At 45.8% G+C, this 19,363-nt stretch carries 16 protein-coding genes; 4 read left to right on the top strand and 12 right to left on the bottom strand.

Features of this window, described 5'->3' with window-relative positions; translation table 11 throughout:
• Positions 1-527, bottom strand: a 527-nt coding sequence (locus HW443_RS03885) for a glycosyltransferase family 4 protein (protein ID WP_219857223.1), incomplete at its 3' end; no start/stop codon positions are given.
• A 14-nt stretch (positions 528-541) separates the two neighbouring features.
• Positions 542-1,408 (bottom strand): class I SAM-dependent methyltransferase, encoded by an 867-nt coding sequence (locus tag HW443_RS03880; RefSeq protein WP_176233037.1) that lies wholly within the window; start codon positions 1,406-1,408, stop codon positions 542-544.
• 361 nt (positions 1,409-1,769) lie between these two features.
• Between HW443_RS03880 and HW443_RS03875 the strand changes: the two genes are divergently transcribed.
• Together HW443_RS03875 and HW443_RS03870 are read left to right on the top strand one after the other, a co-directional pair.
• Positions 1,770-3,422 carry a glycosyltransferase family 39 protein gene (locus HW443_RS03875; RefSeq protein ID WP_176235565.1) on the top strand — a complete coding sequence of 551 codons (1,653 nt, stop codon included), beginning with the start codon at positions 1,770-1,772 and terminating at the stop codon, positions 3,420-3,422.
• Positions 3,403-5,139, top strand: a complete 1,737-nt coding sequence (locus HW443_RS03870) for an ArnT family glycosyltransferase (RefSeq protein WP_176235566.1) — start codon at positions 3,403-3,405, stop codon at positions 5,137-5,139. Before HW443_RS03875 ends, HW443_RS03870 begins: the two co-directional genes overlap by 20 nt.
• 16 nt (positions 5,140-5,155) lie before the next feature.
• Here HW443_RS03870 and HW443_RS03865 read toward each other — a convergent pair whose 3' ends face one another.
• Positions 5,156-6,970 carry an ArnT family glycosyltransferase gene (locus tag HW443_RS03865; protein ID WP_176235567.1) on the bottom strand — a complete coding sequence of 605 codons (1,815 nt, stop codon included), beginning with the start codon at positions 6,968-6,970 and terminating at the stop codon, positions 5,156-5,158.
• A gap of 128 nt (positions 6,971-7,098) precedes the next feature.
• Positions 7,099-7,968, bottom strand: coding sequence for a class I SAM-dependent methyltransferase (locus HW443_RS03860; RefSeq protein WP_176231433.1), 870 nt, complete (start codon positions 7,966-7,968; stop codon positions 7,099-7,101).
• 554 nt (positions 7,969-8,522) lie between these two features.
• Here HW443_RS03860 and HW443_RS03855 point away from each other — a divergent pair.
• Together HW443_RS03855 and HW443_RS03850 are read left to right on the top strand one after the other, a co-directional pair.
• On the top strand, positions 8,523-9,812 hold the full coding sequence (locus HW443_RS03855) for a class I SAM-dependent methyltransferase (protein WP_176231434.1): 1,290 nt from the start codon (positions 8,523-8,525) through the stop codon (positions 9,810-9,812).
• Positions 9,813-9,846: 34 nt separating this feature from the next.
• Positions 9,847-11,481 (top strand): N-acetylmuramoyl-L-alanine amidase, encoded by a 1,635-nt coding sequence (locus tag HW443_RS03850; protein WP_176237919.1) that lies wholly within the window; start codon positions 9,847-9,849, stop codon positions 11,479-11,481.
• Positions 11,482-11,516: 35 nt separating this feature from the next.
• Here the strand turns inward: HW443_RS03850 and HW443_RS03845 are convergent, their stop codons facing one another.
• The 8 genes from HW443_RS03845 to HW443_RS03810 all read right to left on the bottom strand — a co-directional run.
• On the bottom strand, positions 11,517-12,455 hold the full coding sequence (locus tag HW443_RS03845) for an NAD-dependent epimerase/dehydratase family protein (protein WP_176235479.1): 939 nt from the start codon (positions 12,453-12,455) through the stop codon (positions 11,517-11,519).
• Positions 12,452-13,759 (bottom strand): ABC transporter ATP-binding protein, encoded by a 1,308-nt coding sequence (locus tag HW443_RS03840; protein ID WP_176235478.1) that lies wholly within the window; start codon positions 13,757-13,759, stop codon positions 12,452-12,454. The genes HW443_RS03845 and HW443_RS03840 overlap by 4 nt, the downstream gene beginning before the upstream one ends.
• Before the next feature lie 65 nt (positions 13,760-13,824).
• Positions 13,825-15,006, bottom strand: a complete 1,182-nt coding sequence (locus tag HW443_RS03835; RefSeq protein ID WP_176231469.1) for a glycosyltransferase family 4 protein — start codon at positions 15,004-15,006, stop codon at positions 13,825-13,827.
• 33 nt (positions 15,007-15,039) lie between these two features.
• Positions 15,040-16,071 (bottom strand): glycosyltransferase family 2 protein, encoded by a 1,032-nt coding sequence (locus HW443_RS03830; RefSeq protein ID WP_246273270.1) that lies wholly within the window; start codon positions 16,069-16,071, stop codon positions 15,040-15,042.
• A complete protein-coding gene (locus tag HW443_RS03825) occupies positions 16,068-17,120 on the bottom strand; it encodes a glycosyltransferase family 4 protein (RefSeq protein ID WP_176229653.1) in 1,053 nt (350 codons plus the stop codon). The genes HW443_RS03830 and HW443_RS03825 overlap by 4 nt, the downstream gene beginning before the upstream one ends.
• 121 nt (positions 17,121-17,241) lie before the next feature.
• A complete protein-coding gene (locus HW443_RS03820; protein WP_176235477.1) occupies positions 17,242-17,775 on the bottom strand; it encodes a hypothetical protein in 534 nt (177 codons plus the stop codon).
• 182 nt (positions 17,776-17,957) lie between these two features.
• On the bottom strand, positions 17,958-18,677 hold the full coding sequence (locus HW443_RS03815; RefSeq protein WP_176231466.1) for a polyprenol monophosphomannose synthase: 720 nt from the start codon (positions 18,675-18,677) through the stop codon (positions 17,958-17,960).
• Between the two features lie 22 nt (positions 18,678-18,699).
• Positions 18,700-19,363: hypothetical protein (locus HW443_RS03810; RefSeq protein WP_176237918.1), on the bottom strand; the 664-nt coding region annotated here is incomplete at its 5' end.

Genomic DNA, 19,363 nt, shown 5'->3' with positions numbered 1-19,363 from the left:
GCGAATCTATCTACCCATACCCCATTGGGTATATCGTAAATTTTTTTTGGATCTCCTCCCACCTCGACAATATCTCTCTTGATGGAATCGCTAATGGATACAATAGCATCAGCCCTCTTTAGAGCCAGTCCAATCTTCTTCTCAACCCGAGGATCTAGCCTCAAACCATAACCAATCTCCGGGATCTTCTGAATATCTGCTCCCTGAGGAGTGATGATCAAAGGAAAGCGGAAGAATTTTTTCAAAATTGAGCCGCAATATCCAGATGGGTAGGTCGCATAAACATGCAACAGATCAAATCGACTGATTAGTTTTTCCAGAGCCAAATAGAGCAAGAGTATAGGTTCAAAGAATAACCATCTAGGAGGGTACTTGAAACGATGGATTACGTAATTAGTCTTTATTTTCCTTTTCCCTCGGTAAAAGGGAGCCAGAACGGTCACCCTATGGCCCTCTCGGGTCAAGTCTTCGGCCAGGTAATGGGCTGCCAGTTCCGCTCCACCGATTTTGGGTAAAAAGGTAGACATAAAAAAACAGATTTTCATATTTTTGCTTTTTGGGCCACAATACAGTAGGAAATCCCTAGATATTTGAAGGGAAACCTGCCACCCAGCTTTTTATTTAGCCCCCTTGTGGCCTCGTATAAGTAGATCGTGTGCCGGGACATCCAGGGAATGGTCCAGCTAATAGTGAACTTCCTCAGCAATTTAAATTTGTTTCTACAATGTAGTTTATCCCATCGCCCTGGGAAATGAAACAAAAGCTCTTGAAGAGAGGATTCATAAAAACCGTGAGGCGGAGGGAAAATATTTATTTTTCGGGGTTCCGAACTTGACGATTTAATACGGATGAAAGAGACAAAAGGATGAGTCTGATACTTCCCTATTTTTAGATAAAAATATTTGCAGACTCTATAGATCCCTCGCAAGGGTGGCTTCACATAATGTCTCAAATAGTTCCAAGCTCTCTCCACAAAATTGGGTACTACAGTAATCACAATGCCGCCTTCTACCAGAACTCTATGAATTTCTTGCATAACCCTATCCCTATAAGATGGGGGAATATGCTCCAGAACATAAGAAGAATAGACGACGTCAACGCTCTCAGATTCTATTTTGGATAAATCAGTAGCAGAACAGTCCACCAGCTCTATGTTTTTCGCGCCCACTATATCCAAAAGTCTTTGGGCCAAAAACATGCCCCGCGTATGAGTCTGGGGATCTGGTTCAGGTAGATCTGTGGCTATATACCTCCAGGCGTAAGCTGAGAGCAAGACGGCATTGAAAGCAATCCCACACCCAATTTCCAGGATTGTGTTTACTCTTGGTAGGTTCAGGTGGTGAAGCAGAATCTCCACCTCGGTCTGTCTGAAACGATAGAAGCAGGGCCAGGGCTCAATCTCTCTCAAACTGTCTGCAATTTCCTCTGAAAATGGCTTAGAATTTTTCATCTCTGGGTTGCGAGCAGGTACTCATGAGATTCTGGTAGAAGGAGCTGGGAAACCTTGCCGATTACGACGGTATTTTATCATGGAAGCTGACAGAAAAACAAAAGATCCGCCTCTCATCCCCTTCCTCACGGAAGGGGACTTCTCGGCAGTAAAGTTAAAATATGATGGAAAAAAGGTGTTTCTTCAACACCATTGCAGTTCGAGCTTTCAAGTTGCTTCCCGTCAGCATTTATCCTGTATAATTAGTGATGTGAATCCTTTCTCTCTGGACTCTAATAGTCTCTGAAGGCATCGAGTGCTGAGTACTGGAAAAGAACCTGTGCCCGAAATCCCAAAACTGCAAACAAATAAGACAAAATCACTTCCTCAGGTAGTTTTCTACATCCTGGCCATCCTTACCTTTTTACTCCTCGGCTTCATAGCCGTGGGAAGCCGCTCCGACCCGGGAACTATCGATACTACAGCCTATCTGAGGGAATCTCTCTATTTCAAAGAGAACGGGGGTCTGCCCAATGCTTTAAGCCTGCTCCTGTCCGGCAGATACCGCCAGGCTAACCAGCATCCCCTCTATCTGTTACTTCTGTCTCTGGTAGCAAGTCGAGATATATCCTTTTACCCAAAAGCTAAACTGCTGACCCTGGCAATAGGAGTTGTGACCTTCATCTTCACTTTTCTTACTGCTAGAAAACTTTTCGGAGAAAGGGTGGGAATGCTATCGGCCATCTTCCTCTTGTTTAATCAGTTGTTCATGTCTTACACCACTATAGTGGCCGCCGAATCTCTTTTAGCCCTGTTCTTTCTTTTGAGCTGGCTGTTTATGGCCAAAGGGTTCGAGAACAACAAATACTTCATATATGCAGGCATCTTCAGTGGATTGGCTTACCTGACCAAAGGCAGTGGCCTCCTCCTCATCCCATCCTTTGGCCTCTCGTCGCTGTTAGTATATAGGCTTAAAGTTCTTAAGAATAAATACTTTTGGTCATATTTCCTTTTCTTCTTTCTGTCATCTTTCCCCCTGATCGTTAGAAATATCGTGGTCTATAGAAATCCTTTTTACAACATCAACAACCACGTCATGTGGTTCGACTATTACGAACAATACTTCATCCCCGGAATCTGGCAAAATCCACCTACTTTACTCACCTATCTTCAAAGTCACTCTCTCGCCTTCATCTATGAACGCTTTATCTTCGGCATCCGGGGACAGGCTCAGTTGTTCATCCGCGCTCTTAATTCCTACTCGTTGGTTCCTCTTTATGAGCTCACCGGCCTTGTGATCATGTTACTCTTCATCGTCGGACTCTACCATCTAAGAAATAGAGGGATAAAGATGTTCTCCCTTATAATTACCTTAACTTTTTTTGTCCTCTTCTCCTGGTACTACTATGTGGTGCCCAACACAAGATTCTTGGTGCCCCTGATTCCCATGATTTCTGTAATTGCCTCGCTATCTCTATCCAACTTGATCCAGTTGAGCCCTCGCAAACTCATCACCGTGCTACCCTACCTTTTGATAGTGGCTCTAGTCTTTACCGCAGGGATTGCACTCTACTCAGAGCCGATTCAAAACCCCTTTACCAACATAGAGTTCGCTGATGGCTACTTCGACCTGCTCAACTGGATGAAGGCAAATATAAAAGAGGGTGACGTTTACATTCTTGGCCCCACTCACTCCTACAACTTCGAATGGCATTCCTCCCTTGGGGGGAGGAGGATAGACTTCCCTCTATTAAGCAGCTACGACGAATGGGAGAAATTTTCAAAGGATAATAATGTGGTCTACGTAATTTTGGAAAAGGAAATTCTGGAAAGAAGACAAGATATTTTGGGGAACTATTTTAGTTATAAACCAGAGAAGGGCTTAGTGATGTTGAAAGAGATGAAAGGGTGGAGGATCGCTTTCAAGGATCAAAGGGAACCTACCAGCTTCCTGGTGCTTAGGAGATCCAAAGATGTCTGGCTTGACACCTGATAGCAGGACAGGGGAGACGGAACCTCCTGGATCTCTAAGGTCCCCGCACATCCATAAGACAGCTTTGATCTTTCTCTTCCTCTTCTCCACAGCCCTTTTTTTCTCTACTGTAGGCCTGATTTCCGTAGGCCGGTTTGCCAATCCCACTGAGTTAGATACCCCCTTCTACCTAAAAGAGGCGATCTTCATCCGGGAGCAGGGAGGGATACTAAATTTCCTCTATCTAAATCTCACAGGTCAATACCGGCAGGCAAATCAGCACCCCCTTTATTTAATGATCCTTTCCGTCGTCACCTCCCGGGAATTTGAGTTCTACCCCAGAGCCAAAATACTGACTCTAATAATTGGGCTAGCGGCAGTATTGGTAACCTTCCTGGTGGCTAAAAAAAATTTCGGTGGCTCGGTTGCAATTCTGGCTATCTTCTTTCTGGCCCTCAATCAGAGATTCGTGCGCATGAGCTCCATGGTGGCAGTAGAGCCTCTCCTGGCTCTGTTCATCCTTTTAAGCTGGCATTTCATAGTGAAGGGGTTTGAGCGGGAAAAAGTATGGGGAATAGCGGGAATTTTCAGTGGCCTGGCCTACCTGAGCAAGGGCAGCGGCTTCTTTATGGCCATAGCCTTTACCGTTTCCTGTCTATGGATCTACGGACTCAACTGCTTTAAAAAGAAAAGTTTCTGGGCCTATTTTTTGGCTCATTCTGCAACCAGTGCACCTTTGTTGGTAAGAAATTTAATAGCCTTCGGAAATCCCCTTTTCAACGTCAATAACCTACTCCTATGGGGAAACCCCGTGGACATAATATTCTACCCACAACTCTGGAAAAACTCGCCGGGCATGATAGCTTATTTCCAAGATCACGCTCTCAAGGAGATAGCTCAGAGGATCTTCACCGGATTGCTAGGACAAGGGAGGCTCCTGCTAGAGTCTCTGAGCTACTTCTCCCAGATCCCAATCTATTTAGTGATCGGCGCATGCTTCCTGACACTTTCGGGTTTCGGCCTTATTTTAGACCAGAACAAGAAAAGAAAGATATTCACCGCCATTACTTTTCTCTTCTTCTTCATCTTCTTCTCCTGGTACTATGCTGCCACCGCGGCCCAGCGTTTCCTGGTACCGCTTGTCCCCCTGATCCTGATCTACTCATCCCTCGGCATTAAGCACTTTTTAGTACTTCTGTCGAAATACCCCAAAAGCATTTTATCCGCCATGCCGGGAGTACTAGCTGCGTTGCTATTGATTCTCTCAGTTTTCCTACTCCTAACCCATCTAGACATAAACTCACTGCACCGCATAGACTTTCCGGAGGGCTATTTGGACCTATATTACTGGCTCCAAAACAACGTCGGTAAAGGAGAAACTTACTTACTGGGCCCTTCCCTTACCTATAACTTTGATTGGCATTCTCGCATAAAGGGCAGACATTTATATTTCCCCTATTCCGATGACCAAGAGCACTTTCGGTCTTACCTCAGGGATAATGAGGTAGATTATCTGGTCATCGACGAAGAGATCTATTCCAAAAAGGAACTACTCAAAAAATATATAGGGCGAGTGGAAGGAGAGGGGTTAAAGGCCGTAGGGGAGCTCGAAGGCTGGGAGTTGGTCTACAAAGATACTACCGGCCCCGTCAATTACCTCATTTTCAGAATCAGAAGAGAATTCAGGTTGGTATACAAGGATGAGAAATTAGAGACAGATCAAAGGAAGCAGTTTTAAGCTCGGATCAGACTTCCTACTCTCTGAGTTCATAAATGCGGATAACCGGACCTGGCCTCTTTATCCCACCAAAGTTGCTGTAGGGCACATAGAAGGCGTCCATTTGGTCAAACACAGGCTCGGTTTGAATCTCGCTCCCATCGTAGGGATAAAAGGACTTTAATAGCGTTCCCTTCTGTTTAAGAAAGTTTAACAAGTCAGGTGGGATGGTGCTGTAACCTCTTAGGAAATACTCCTCCACAACCACGTATTCGATGTCCTTATTTCTTACTTCTTCCAGATCAGTCAGGATCCAAAAAATACCAGAAGCTCTCTGATATGCATAAAGCTCATAGTTAGGAAGAGGTGGATAGTTCTCCAACCTGAACTTGTATTCGTATCTGTTTCGGGCTTCCTCCCCGTCCCCATTTGCTTCCACTTCCCTCTGTTGCTTCTCTCTCACCTCTGCCAGCAAACTCTCCCGGCTCTTAAACAATTGGGGCAAGCCATAGGTGCCACTCATCAGTATTTTGGAGCCGCTGGGAATATTCTCTTCGATCCACCGAGCAGACAGGAGTCTGGTATCCTCCTGGGATAGTATCCGATTAAAACTTATTATGTGGAAAATGGAGGGAATTAACAACAAAACCGAAACTCCTATGCAGGCGAATTTCACCCCTGTCTTCCCTAACTGTTTCCCGTTTTCAGATTTGAAGGTGAGAAAGTGTCCCAGCTTACCAATGTAAAGATGTGCGACTTTGCCAAAAACGTCGTAAATCAACAGAGCAGCAAAGATGTTCAAGAAGGGAAGCAAGGGAATAGCATATCTCACAAACACGGTGTGACTGCTTCCTGCCACAAGATAGTAAGCCAGGGGAAAGCTTAGTAACAGTAGATCTGACTTTCTATGGCGGTAAAGAGCATAGGCTGTGCCTCCCAAAGAGGCCAAAAGAAGGGGCAGACCCAATCCGTAGCGAAGCGAAAAGGAGAGGTGATAGACCCATCCGGGACCCAGATCTATCCCCGGGAGCCCTTCGAAGCGCCCAAAAATCCCCAGCGTATCTTTAAGGAATAAATTTGGATCCAACACTGAAAAGGGGGTGGTGAGGACAAAAAATAAAGGCATAGCAAGCATGCCCGCCCATATCTTCCGATCAAAAACCATCTCCTTCAATGTACGTCCCCTTCCTCTGCTTCGGAGTAGATGACCCAAGAGAAACGGCATCACCAGCAGAGCAGCGTTGTATTTCACCGACACTGCTAAACCCGCTATGGCGCCAGCCCCCAAGTAATCCTTCATCCTTCCTTCTAGAAACATTTTTCCAATAAAAAGATAGGCAAGGACGATGAAGAAGGTGACAGGCACATCTAGAACTCCAAAATGAGAATCTCTCACGTGGAGATAGGTCAGACTAAGCAAGAGAGCCGAAAGGAGTCCCACTCCTCGCGAATAGAATTTTCTGCCCACCAGGTAGACTAAAAAAATAGTCACAGTTCCCAAGGTAGCGGCTATGATACGATTCAAGAGATAGAAGGCGGTGGGATCGGTGAAATATAGAAATTGAAAATCCTCAAGGGAGGAAAATATCCCCAAGGCTAACCCCAGCACATAGTAAGCCCCATAAATAGCGAATAAAAAATACATATAAAAAGTTGGGTAGATGAAAAAATGAGGATTGAGGTCGCCGGTCCCAAACCTCATGGCCGTGCCCACCACAAAGATCTCATCAGGACGAGTGCTGATGTTGGGCAGACCAAAATCTAAGGCAAAAAATCGAGCCACAGCTCCTAATAAAAAGATGGCGGTCAAAATAACCGTATCGCTGTCTTTGAAAATCTTCAACTTAGACATAACCGCCTCATATCTCAACACCTATTCTTTGCGTAGCTTCCGTAGTATGTGTCTTTTGCTGAGTATAGTATCATGATAGATTTCATTCACTCTTACCACGAAGCATTGCCAATTAGGCTGCCTTTGACTCATATCAACTTTTTTGCAACAATCCAGATAGTGGCATATAAATTTATCCTAAGTATTTTCATAACAAGTAAACAGGCGAGGCAGAGTAAATCATGAAAAACTTTCTTGATTCCTTTTGCAGCGTAGTAAGGATCTAATGTATTTCTAATTACTACAAAACCATTTCTTTCAAGAAATCCCTTCAAAACCGAAGGCGTGAAATGTGACAAATGTATCTCACTTTGACTTCCATCGAGTGCTAATCTGGGCAAGCCAAGTCTTCCATAGTTTCTGAACTTGCCAATTTTGAATGTAGAAAGCAAACGTATTACGGTTGGCCTTATGCCAATAGTATCATTAGGAACAGCAATAATTAGAATCCCTCCATTATTTAATAACTCTCTACATCTCTCCATGGTCGATGAAGGATTAGGCACATGCTCTAATACATGAAAAAGGGTTATCACATCAAATTTAGAATCCCAGTTGATACTTTCTATTTCACCCCGGGTCACATCTATGTCATATTTCTGCTTTGCGATTGTAATAGCGCTTTCTGATATTTCCATTCCTTTTGCTTTGAAATCATTCCTTGCAAAGAATAGAAATTGTCCTATTCCTGTGCCAACATCCAACAGATCACCAGATCTCTTATATCTTTTCACCAATCTCAATCGTCTTTTCCATAACAAATCCCTCTCTTCTACTTCTTCTAACCATGAATCATATTTGTCACTCTGTGAATAGTAACTCATAATCTCATTCCAAGTCGGTCTCGGATTATCAAACACATATCCGCATTTTTTACACTGGCAAATATTATTATCTTCGATAAAAGATAGCTCATCGCTTCCACATAGGTTACATACTTCTAGATTTTCCAATTTCATGGCAATCCCTCAATTACCATTTCGCACAACTGCTATTTACACAAACTTCCCATAAAAGTCGCAGGGGTGAACCACGACAACCTATAGGAGATCCACGCGATCATTAGACAGCTTCCAAATATCCGTTTTATCGTGAAAAATTCTTGAATATCATAATTATTACGAACTCCAAGCCTCGTGTCAAACTACTTGCCACCACAAAACTGAGAAATTTCGCATTCCTCTTTTTGGGTGGTTCACCACCTGGCGGAGCAGTTACAATGCCCCCTACACAACCTGAATTCAAAACCAGGAAGCATATGTCAGCTATTGTATTTCTAAGTAAAATGCAGGATTCTGGAGACAAATGTCCAATATCAAGCATGTGACATATTGTATCTTGTTACATGTCCTTAACTTGACACGAAGACCAAGACCTGAGAAAATCACGGAAGTGTATCGTTACGGCTTTGCCCTTATGTGCAATGAATCAAAGGCCCAGGTTTGTACACCTATGGCTCGTGGCTTGAAAAGGAGCCTCAACGAAAGACAGATGAGAAGTTAGAGGACAAGAGATGCAGGAGAAGTGGGAAGCCGGGGAGATCTTAAAAGAGAAAGTCCAGGGCCCAGAGGAGAAGCCAGTTATGGAGGAGGCGCCAGGACATTTTGAGAAGGAATCGCCCATGCACCGCGGCGCACCACATCGCATGAAAATTGGGTTATTTTCAAGGGAGAATCCCTTTTTTATCGACTTCTCTAATCTTAAGCACGAAGTTGGTGGGGCGACTAAGCTCTGGAATCTTCCGGACAGACCCCGCCCTTCGCTTAGAGAGAACCCTATCCAATTTTTGGTGAATTTAGTCAGATACGCCTACTGCGGACTAGTTTTTTTTCTGGCCAGGCCGTTTTTGGGCCGGCAGGTGAGCTTTAACGCCGCCGTGATGCGAGCCATTACCTACCTCAGTGACCAGCAGGAGTATATAAGTAAGCAATTGCAGGATCTGTACGACAGACTTTTGAGGATGGATGAGGACCTGAACACCATTTTAGTGGCAAATCATAAGAGCATTGACCAGATACAGGTGGAAGTTAAGAACATCGGTGGAAGGCTTCTGAGAACTTTGGAGAAGTTGGACAGGATGAATGGCTACCTGGGAGCTCCTCTAAAGGAGCTGGCTGATTTCAATTTTCAAAGATTTGAAGATAGGTATAGAGGTAAGGAGGCAGAGATAGCCGCCCGACAGGAGTTCGCCATTCATTTCTTCAAGGACGATGCGGAGCTAGTGGATCTGGGCTGTGGGCGGGGTGAGTTTTTGGAGCTCCTCACTGCCCATGGAATTAAAGCAATAGGGGTGGATAAGGATCCCCAAATGGTTGAGTATTGTAAGGCTAAGGGTTTGGAGGTAGTGGAAGCGGACTGCTTTCAGTATCTGCGCAACCAGCCCGACGGCAGTGTGGGAAGTGTTTTTGCAGGTATGTTGGTGGAGCACCTCTATCCCTATCAGATCATAGATTTGTGCACCCTTTTACATAAGAAAATGAAGAAGGGATCTCATCTGGTGATAGAGACCATAAACCCCCGTTCCTTTGAGGCCGTCAGAAATGCTTTTGTCCTTGATCCCACCCACAAAACTTTGGTCCACAACTTAACCCTGGAGTTTATTCTGGAAGAAGCTGGATTTTCGAAGGTTAGCACTAACTTCAAGTCTCAGGTCCCCCCGGAGCCAGGGGTACAGACGATTGAGCTTAAGGATGAGTTTACCCCAAACCAGAGAAGGGTGCTGGAGCTAATAGATCAAAACTGCCAGAGATTGGAGGAAGCTGTCTTCGGCTGCCGGGACTACTATGTCATTGCCGAAAGGTGAGCTGCCCCCTAACCGAGCAAGGAGGAAAACTAAAGTGAAAAGAGTAACGACCCTGATTGTAGCTGTGAGCGTCTTTTTATCCATGTTTTCTCCCTGGTTAACCAGTACAGCTCAGGCTGCTCCTGGTAATTACCTGATCGTCCTTGACCCTGGCGATGGAGGGGTGGTTGGAGCAACCGGCCCCACCGGCCTGCAAGAAAAAGTTGTCAATTTGGATATCGCTCTAAGGGTAAGAGACAGACTCGTAGGCGCGGGGTACCGGGTGATTATGACCCGAGATAGCGATAACCCTGTTTCCCTGGCCCAAAGGGTGGACATTGCTAACCGTAACAACGCCAGCGTATTTGTATCTATTCACACCAATGCGGTCAGTAATCGGGAGGTCCACGGCACCGAAACCTATTTCAGCTCCCGTGGCGCTCCTTACGGATTTCACCTGGCTAATCATATTCAATCCCGAGTAGTGATCAATACTGGCTCTCAAAGCCGGGGCGTCAAGGACGGGGCATTCTTTGTGCTCACCCATACCACAATGCCTGCTGCTCTGCAGGAAGGTGAGTTCATCTCCAACCCGGATAAGGAAGCTCTGCTAAGGACCGATGCCTTCAGGGACAAAATTGCTCAGGGAATATTTGAGGGAATAGTAAACTTTCTCAATGAATATGGCGCTGCCACCATCAGCCCAACCAACTATACCTACCGGGCGGCCTACAACGACTACCAGAGAACCCCTTCCTCCTTGAGCCCGGGCCAACAGGTAAGCTTTCCCTTTGCGGTAAGGAACCTGTCCAACTTCAAGCCCGGGCCAACAGGTAAGCTTTCCCTTTGCGGTAAGGAACCTGTCCAACTTCCCTGGTCTTCCTCCCCACCCAATCAAGTCAACCTCTCCTATCACCTCTACGATAGCCGAGGAAGAATGGTAACCTCTCTCAACGGCCTGCGCTCCCCTCTGCCCCGAAATGTGGCCCCTGGAGAGGTGGTAGATCTCACTATTACCATCCAGGCCCCTACCTCTCTGGGTACCTACACCATCGCCTACGACATGGTGCATGAGGGAGTGAGCTGGTTCTCCCAGAAGGGGGCGGGCATGGAGAGAAGGACCTTCAGCGTGGGAGGAACTGCCTCAGCCAGCCCTACCCCCTCAGGAGCGGTCACCAATGACACCAGTCTGGTGGGTGTGAGTCAGGTAACAGAACAGCAATTAGTAGATCTATTTCGGAAAAGGGGCTTCACCGCTCAGGTGCCAAAAGCCCAAGAGCTGGCTCCCTTGTATATAACATGGGGAAGAAAGTTTAATATAAGGGCAGATATAGCCTGGGCCCAGATGGCCCATGAGACAGGGTTTTTGAGATTCGGTGGAATTGTCCCCCCGGATGCCAATAACTTTGCTGGAATTGGGGCTACTGGGGCAAAAAATCCCGATGGAACCTATAAGTTTGATCGCTTTGCCACACCAGAGCTGGGAGTCATCGCCCACTATGCCCATTTAGCCTGGTATGTCTTTCCCGACCACGTAAACGAGTATTGCAACCAGCAGTATGACCCACGGCATTTCGGCAATAGGCATAGGTATTTAGGAGAGAATTTGGGGGTTCTAAATCGTAGGTGGGCTCCCAGCCCAACCTATACAGATCAGATAATTCGCTTTGCTAATATGATTGGAGGCTAAAGCTAAGCATTAACTGACCGTGAACTACTCCTTGCTTACAGAAGGGGATTCTCGGCGGGGGAGTTAAACCACTGCACAGTCTTAACCAGTCCTTCCTCAAAGGAGGTTTTTGGCTGCCAGCCCAGGGAAGTTTTTGCTTTTCGGTTATCTAGATAAATTTTTCTCAAGTCCCCCAGAGGCAAGGGAGCAGGAAGGGCATCTTTTCTGTAACCTGACATCTCTTTCAGCTTTACGAAAACAGTATTAACTGAGATTCCCCGGCCGGTCCCAATATTTAATATCTCGCCATCTCCACCACCCAAAGCTTTCACGTTGGCGTCCACTACATCGTCCACATAAATATAGTCTCTAATCTGCTCTCCATCTCCATTTATGGTCAGATCGTCATTGGAAAGCATTCTGCTTATAAAAATAGCGATGACCCCTGCTTCCCCACTATAGTCTTGTCTGGGACCATAGACATTAGAATACCTCAAAGCAGTGTACTTCAGACCGTAGAGAGCTGAATAAAGATGAAGGTAATGCTCAAAGGTATGTTTAGAGACACCGTAAGGACTCCCAGGATCAATGGGGTGATCCTCATCAACCGGTAGATAGAGAGGTTCCCCGTAAACGGCCCCTCCTGACGATGCGAAAATGAACTTCCTGACTTTATACTTAAGACTACCTTCCAATAGAATCAAAGAGCCACAAATATTTATGTCGGCATCAGACAGAGGATCTCTGACCGACTTTCGGACATCTATTTGAGCGGCATGATGGTTTACTATCTCGAACTGTCCTTTCCTAAATACCTGCTCTAACTCCTGCTGATGTCTGATATCCAACTGGTAAAATTTTGCCTCAGGATTTAAATATTTTTCCTTTCCTGCTAGAAGGTTATCTACCACGGTGACCTCATGCCCCAGACCAATATATCTATCAACCACATGAGATCCTATAAATCCTGCTCCACCTGTTACCAGAATTCTCATCTTATCTTCTTTATGCTTATTTCTGAATTTAGATTAGCTATTCCCTCAGCATAACTCTCGTCAAAAACCGCAAATTTAAGAACATTGGTTCTCCAATCAAAATATCTCCGACCATCGTTATGCGAAACAGCCGCAGTGACCCGGTAATTGCCCTTAATCAGATCCATTTTCTGACTGAAGTTGACCTCCACACTCTCCCCTTTCCTGAAGATCCTGGTCTTAATTCCTTGAACCCAGGTATTAGTCCCATATACGTTAATGTCTCTCTCATCGCTAATCCTGACGCCGAAGATGGGCCTCTCCGATTGCTCACGAAACACCACCCTTAAGCAGATAATGGCATCTTCACCGGCGTGTATAGCGTTGACTTCCCGGCCGCAACTATCTAGCAGGGACACTCGTTCAATTAAGGCCTCCCCCGAACCAAACCTTTCACCAGTCTGAGGAATCTCTTCCCTGGCTATAGCGGCCTGAACTATTGATTTCTCTCTTTCAGTCCTTTCCATATAGCTTCGGTATCCTCTTACTACATCGTCTGCTCTTCCGTACTCCAAGACCCTTCCCTGGCAGATGAAGAGAGCTCGTGAGCAAAGATTGCGGACCATATCCAGATCGTGAGAGACTATAACAATGGTCTTTCCCTGTCTAATAAAGTCGAATATGGCCCCCAGACATTTGGACTGAAAAGACTGATCTCCTACTGCTAAGACCTCGTCTATGAGAAGAATGTCCGGGTTCACATTGATCGCTATGGCAAAGCCCAGCCTCACATACATGCCTGAGGAATAGTTTTTCACCGGTGTGTCAATGAATCTCTCCAGCTCAGCAAAGTCCACTATCTCTTGAAACTTCCGATCTATACTCTTTCTATCCACTCCTAAAATAGAAGCATTTAGATAGATATTCTCCTTCCCGGTCAGGTCGGGATGAAAACCAGCTCCTAACTCCAGCAGTGCAGAGACAGAGCCATTAATGACCACATTTCCTGATTGAGGTCTGATAATCCTGGCCAAAAGTTTCAGTATGGTGGACTTGCCAGATCCGTTAGGCCCTATGATTCCGAAAGTTTCTGCTTTTCCAACGCTGAAGGACACTTTATCCAGAGCCAGAAACTCCTCAAAAGTAGATCTTCTAAGATGGATGAGGGTTTCCTTGAGGCTGGGATTGGTGTCGTGGTAAATGCGGTAGATTTTGCTAACCGAGTCAAAAATTATAGCATCTTCAGAAGTAGCTCCAGCATTTTCAGGAGTAACATCTAGCCTGGATAAGTTTTTCTTTTGACCCTTGATAAAATTTGTGAACATATTAAATCTGCCAAATCTCTACCAGAATCGGGCTATTTGGGGACTTAGCGCCAGGGGAACCGCTTCTATAAGGTGTTGGAATTATAAAGACTTTCCAATTGGGAAAGGATTCTGTCCCAGGAAAAATATTCTTGCCCATAGCGATGACCTTCGTGTCCCAGCCTTCTAGCCAGTTCTTGGTCTCTTAAGAGACGAAGGATAGCGTCGGAGAGTGCCCCGGGATCCTTCTGGGGAACCAGGAGGCCGGTTCTCTCATTCTGGATCACATCTCTAATGCCTCCTACATCAGTGGCCACCACAGGCTTTTTATAGGTCAGAGCCTCAAGTAGAACTACTCCCAGTCCCTCTGTATCTCCACGGGAGTCCACTATGGAGGGAAGGACGAAGACCTGGCATTTTTGGTACAGTTCCTGGAGCCAGTCAGTGGATACCTGGCCAGCAAACATAACTGTCTCTTCCAGGCCTTTTTCTCTTACCCTCCTCTCCAACTCTGCCCGTCGGTCGCCCTCTCCCACTATCACCAACTGGGCCTCTATCTCTGCTACTACCTTGCTCATAGCCTCTATCAGGTAGGAAAGACCTTTTCTCTCAATGATTCTTCCCACAAAAAGAACAATTTCAGGTCCTTTGGTGGAAGTCTCACCTGGGAAGACTTCTGCGACTTCCAGGGGAGCTCCGTAGGGAATAACCTCAGCCTGGACATGAGTAAGTCTCATAATCTCATCTTTGGTGAAAGATGATATAGCAATGACTTTATCCGACTTTCTGGCCGACCATCTAACAAAGTTTTTGATAAAAGGGTATCTTTTAGCTAAAGCCAGTTCAGCTCCGTAAAAAGTGCTAACCAGGGTGGCTTTAGTAATAAGCTTCCCTATATAGCCGAACCAGGCATGCGGTACAGGCCAGTGAACGTGGAGAACATCAAAGTTCTCCTTAGTACAGAGCCTCCACATACCCAAAGAACCACAAAGCAGATAAAAAGGAACCAGAATCAGGTAAAGAGGGTTTCTAATTTTGACCGGGGCGCTCTCCCCGTGAGTAAGTTTCTCCCATCTTCTAAGAAAGTAGCGGAACCTCTTAACCGAAATCTGTCCTATGCTGTGATTCTGGAGACCCTTAAAAGATGGGGCATATACGATTACCTCCATTCCTCTAGCCTTTTGCCTTCTTACAAGCTCCAGAAGCCAGGGTACCTGGGGGTCCTTTTCATCCTTAGGGAAGGTAGAAACTATATGACATACTTTCACAAGTGTTTAGCCTTCGGCAAGAACCTCTACTCACTATTTTAACTTTTTCCTGATGGAATAACCCTGGTCATCCTTTACGTGACTTCGGGTGATCATCTCCGCCAGTAACCCGGTAGAAAATAGTTGAAAACCAAGGATTATTAACAGTATTCCCAACATTAGCAAAGGGAAACGATGTCCAATGCTTCCAGTTGTGATTCGGATGTAAGTAATATAGAGGTTAATTAGAAAACCGGTGACAAAGAATATTAAGCCAGTCATCCCGAAGAAGTGGGAGGGCCTGAGAGTGTACCTGGTCACAAACATAACCGTCATGAAGTCCAGAAATCCCTTTAAAAACCGGTCAATCCCATACTTGGTTCTACCAAACTTTCTGGGGTGGTGCTCAATCTTGACCTCACCGATTCTAAAGCGCTTTTGGCCAACCAGGGCGGGTATAAAGCGGTGAAGTTCACCATAAATCTCCAGTTCCTCTATCACCTCTCGCCGGTAGGCCTTAAAGCCACAGTTGAAATCGTGAATTTTTATGCCGGTGAAGAGCGCCATAACGGTATTAAAGATCTTAGAGGGGATGGTCTTAGAAAGAGGGTCTTTGCGCCTATACTTCCATCCAGACACCAGGTCGAAGCCTTCCTGTATCCTGGCCATGAATTTGGAAATTTCCTCCGGATCATCCTGCAGGTCTCCGTCCATAGTAATAACCACGTCGCCGGTAGCCTCTTTGAAGCCTGCTGTAAGAGCCGCAGCCTTCCCAAAGTTACCTCTAAATAAAACAGCTTTGAGAGTATCGTCATTTTGATGAAGATCTTCCAGGATGATCGAGGATTTATCCGTACTTCCATCATCAACGAAAATGATCTCATAATCCATTCCTAAGGCCTGGAGAGCTTCCTTCAGGTCTGAATAAAGTGGGACTAGATTTTCTTCCTCGTCATAGACCGGAATGACCACGGATATTTTCTTAGGAATCGCCCATGCGCCGCGGCGCACCACGTCGCCTGAAAATTGGGTTATTTTCAAGGGAGCTTCTAGATCATTCATAGGCTCTAGACCCAAATTGCTCATTCACTAATCAGCCTCTCTATAACTGTGTCCCAGCTAATCTTTTTGGCTATCTCATAACCTTGCTGACCCAGCTTGCGGCAGAGGGTTCGATCGTAATGTAGTCGGTTCACCAAATCGGCTATTTCCTCAGGCTCTTTCTTAGCCACAAAACCAGTCTCCCCATCCTTCACAAACTCCAGGACCCCTCCGGAGTCCAAAAGAGTGATCACCGGCTTGCCGGATAGAAAAGATTCGATGGTGATGAAGCCAAAATCCTCATCAAAGGGGGCAAAGTACACGCAAAGGGCATTAGCATAAAGATCAAAGAGCTCCTGGTCACTGACGAAATCCCTAAAAGTTATCCTGTGGCCTGACTCATACCTTTGAGCCATTTCCGTCAAGGTGTCTTTTTCCGGCCCTCTACCGACAATGATTCCCCTTACTTCAGGCACCACATAGCGCATGGCCTCTACCAAAAGTTCAACCCTTTTGATGGGATCAAGGCGACCTACGGAAAGAACATAATTCCCGAACTCTCCCCTATAAAACTTTTCATGGTTCTTGGGCGGAGGATAGAGAGGCACGGAGTCAATCTGATTGTATTTTTTAAGTCTATTACTTACATTTCTGGAGATAGTATAAATTTGCTTTGACTCCAGCAAGGCCTTCCGGTCAATCTGCCACAGAGATTCTCGAAAAGAGCTCTCCTCTCTGTTTTCCTGGCCATTATCCTCTCTGAGAGCCGAATACTCTGTACCTGCCAGCTCATAGGCTTGTCTATACTGATGAAAAAGCCAGGTGACCTTGTTGGGATGTTTGACCAGGTAAGAAGGGAATTTGGTAGCAATAACCAGGTCAATCTTCAGGTCATTAAAATTAGTGAGATCGATAAGGCGCCAGAGCAGACACCCCTTCTTTACGTCTAAAATAGGGTGAGATTTGAAGGGAATATTGATAACCTCGGTCCGAAAGTTTCTTCTGGCTAACTCACTTCTCAGGGTCTCGATCAGAATTTCAGCTCCACCATATACAAAGGGAGATTGAACAGCACAGATACAAATATTTTCCATCCTATTTTTTGAACGCCTCCCATTCAACCTCTCCGGCCACCTCGAATCTGTCTCAGATGTGATATTCTCGCTCGTCCGCAGTAAAACTTGTTACAGGTATCATAAAAGCAGGGCTCTGGCCTCACCTGCCCATAGTTTTCCTTAACTCCCTCATTTCTCCCAATACATCTCTCAATCTGGCTTCCAGAATGTCTTCAGATTGAGCTTTCTTGATTAGAGTCTCATTAAGCCCATCAATGAGCTCATTGAACTTCGTATAGAAGACATGAATTTCATCGTTTTGCAATTGGAAGGCATCTACCAAATAAATCAGGGCTCTGGCCACGGCGCTGTTAAACTCTCGCTGTCGGTTAACCAGGGGTCGGTTGAAAGCAAAAATAATTCTGCAAACTATCTGTTTCAAGAGACTGCCAAATGTGGCCCTCTTACTATCCTTTTTCTCCTTTCCCCCTGCCAGAGATAGATCATGCCTGGCTTTGGCCTGTTCCACCTCAGTCTTTAGCCGATCCAGAAGCCTGGCCTGGGGGACAAAATAGCCGAAGAACTTATCTTCATCCTCCACGATGAAGTCCTGATAGGTAAATTCTCCGTAAGCCCTCACTCTTTTGGCCAGAGCCTGAATAAATCTCTCAATCTCTTCCCGATCTTCGCTCATGTCCCTCCCCGTAAAGTCACCTAAATTCACATTTAGGGATATTTGCTTGACTCCAGTGACCACAACATGTGGGGGTTCGCGACGATCTTGGACATCAGCCGGTGGGGGTTGGGGGAGTCAAGTGCATACCCTTATTCACATTTTTGGCCCATAGTCACCCTTGCAAGTATAACAGCCATATCTTAGGAGTATTTTAGCACAATTCTTCTTAAACCATTTTTTAAGACAAAAAAAAGAGCTTCTAAAATAACCCTGCGGTTTAGCTTGGACTTCCCCCGCTGTCTATCCACATAAATGATAGGCGCTTCACCAATCCTAAAGCCCTTTTGTTGACAAAGGTAAAGTATTTCCATCAAGAGGGAATAGCCCTCGGACCCAATCTTATCCAGATCCAGACTCTCCAGGACTTTCCTCTTATAACATCTATACCCGCTAGTACAGTCTTTGAGCGAGAGACCCAACATGAATCGGGCAAAAGCGCTACCTAACCGGCTGACTGCTCTTCGAAAAAGGGACCAGTCTACCTCCATCTTGCCACCTTCTGCGTAACGAGAGCCTATGACCACATCATACTCATCGAGTCGAGCCAGGAGGTTTTTTAGCTCTGAAGGATCGTGGGATAAATCAGCATCCATGGTACAGATGTAATCGTAGCGCTGCTGGACGGCTCTCTTAAATCCCTCCAGGCAAGCCTTGCCGTAGCCCCTATCATTTTTGCGGTGGAGGATTTGGAAATGTTGATACTGCCCAGCCAACTCCTCTCCCACTTCGCCAGTCCCGTCAGGTGAATCGTCATCAACGACTAAAACATCCACTTTTAGAGAAGCGGAAAAGATTTTCTCTGCCAGGCTCCTCAAATTGTCTCTCTCGTTATAGGTAGGTACTATGAGCAGGGATCTCAATCTGCCTCCCGAGATCAAGAGCTCAATATTCCTCCTGGGGATAATCCCCTTGGGGGAAAAACAGAAATACTCCTAAATATCTGGTGTCCTGGGAGCCGGTCAGATCTAACAGAGGGACAAAACCTTCCCTGGAGCTCACAGAGAGACGATAATGATAACCCACCATGATTGCTTCTTTTCTCAACCTGGAAAGATCGAAGTTTATTACTTTAACCTCATGAGGCTCAAATCGGTCAGAATACTTTATGGTATCTAGCTGCACTGTTACCTGGTTGGCCATGGGCCCGTTTCCAATCTTCAGTCTCAGACTGTTAAGAGGAGACTCTGCTCTTACAATAAAATCTCCCCGACTTCTGCCCTTAATCCACGCCCCCTCTTCCTCCCAGAGAAAAGAATCTTCATCGGTCTGAAACAGATCGAGTCCCTCGGCTGTCCTCACCCTGGCCTGAGGATAGTCGTTATAAAGGTTATCTAACTGAGTGAGCTCCACAGGCAGATAGGCAAAGGGCCTTTTTAAGATGATGCGGGAATGGTCATAGATGACCCCCTGAGGAGACAGGAGATAAGGCCCCAGGGAAAGAGAACCCACTAAGGCGGTCAGTATGCCAAAAGAGTAGAGGAATCTCCTGGGCGGAAATTCCGAGGCCAGAAACAGAAAAGCAGGAAGGATCTGAAGAAGATATCTG

Source organism: Candidatus Hakubella thermalkaliphila (assembly GCF_013281975.1).
GTDB classification, from domain to species: domain Bacteria; phylum Actinomycetota; class Humimicrobiia; order Hakubellales; family Hakubellaceae; genus Hakubella; species Hakubella thermalkaliphila.
This window is presented reverse-complemented; position numbering and strand designations above follow the sequence as displayed.

What these genes read in the sequence shown, in the direction of transcription:
- HW443_RS03820 (WP_176235477.1), bottom strand. Translation starts at nt 17,775, where the DNA reads ATGAGCGAAGATCGGGAAGAGATTGAGAGATTTATTCAGGCTCTGGCC.
- HW443_RS03855 (WP_176231434.1), top strand. Translation starts at nt 8,523, where the DNA reads ATGCAGGAGAAGTGGGAAGCCGGGGAGATCTTAAAAGAGAAAGTCCAG.
- HW443_RS03830 (WP_246273270.1), bottom strand. Translation starts at nt 16,071, where the DNA reads ATGAGCAATTTGGGTCTAGAGCCTATGAATGATCTAGAAGCTCCCTTG.
- HW443_RS03840 (WP_176235478.1), bottom strand. Translation starts at nt 13,759, where the DNA reads ATGTTCACAAATTTTATCAAGGGTCAAAAGAAAAACTTATCCAGGCTA.
- HW443_RS03845 (WP_176235479.1), bottom strand. Translation starts at nt 12,455, where the DNA reads ATGAGAATTCTGGTAACAGGTGGAGCAGGATTTATAGGATCTCATGTG.
- HW443_RS03865 (WP_176235567.1), bottom strand. Translation starts at nt 6,970, where the DNA reads ATGTCTAAGTTGAAGATTTTCAAAGACAGCGATACGGTTATTTTGACC.
- HW443_RS03870 (WP_176235566.1), top strand. Translation starts at nt 3,403, where the DNA reads ATGTCTGGCTTGACACCTGATAGCAGGACAGGGGAGACGGAACCTCCT.
- HW443_RS03825 (WP_176229653.1), bottom strand. Translation starts at nt 17,120, where the DNA reads ATGGAAAATATTTGTATCTGTGCTGTTCAATCTCCCTTTGTATATGGT.
- HW443_RS03860 (WP_176231433.1), bottom strand. Translation starts at nt 7,968, where the DNA reads ATGAAATTGGAAAATCTAGAAGTATGTAACCTATGTGGAAGCGATGAG.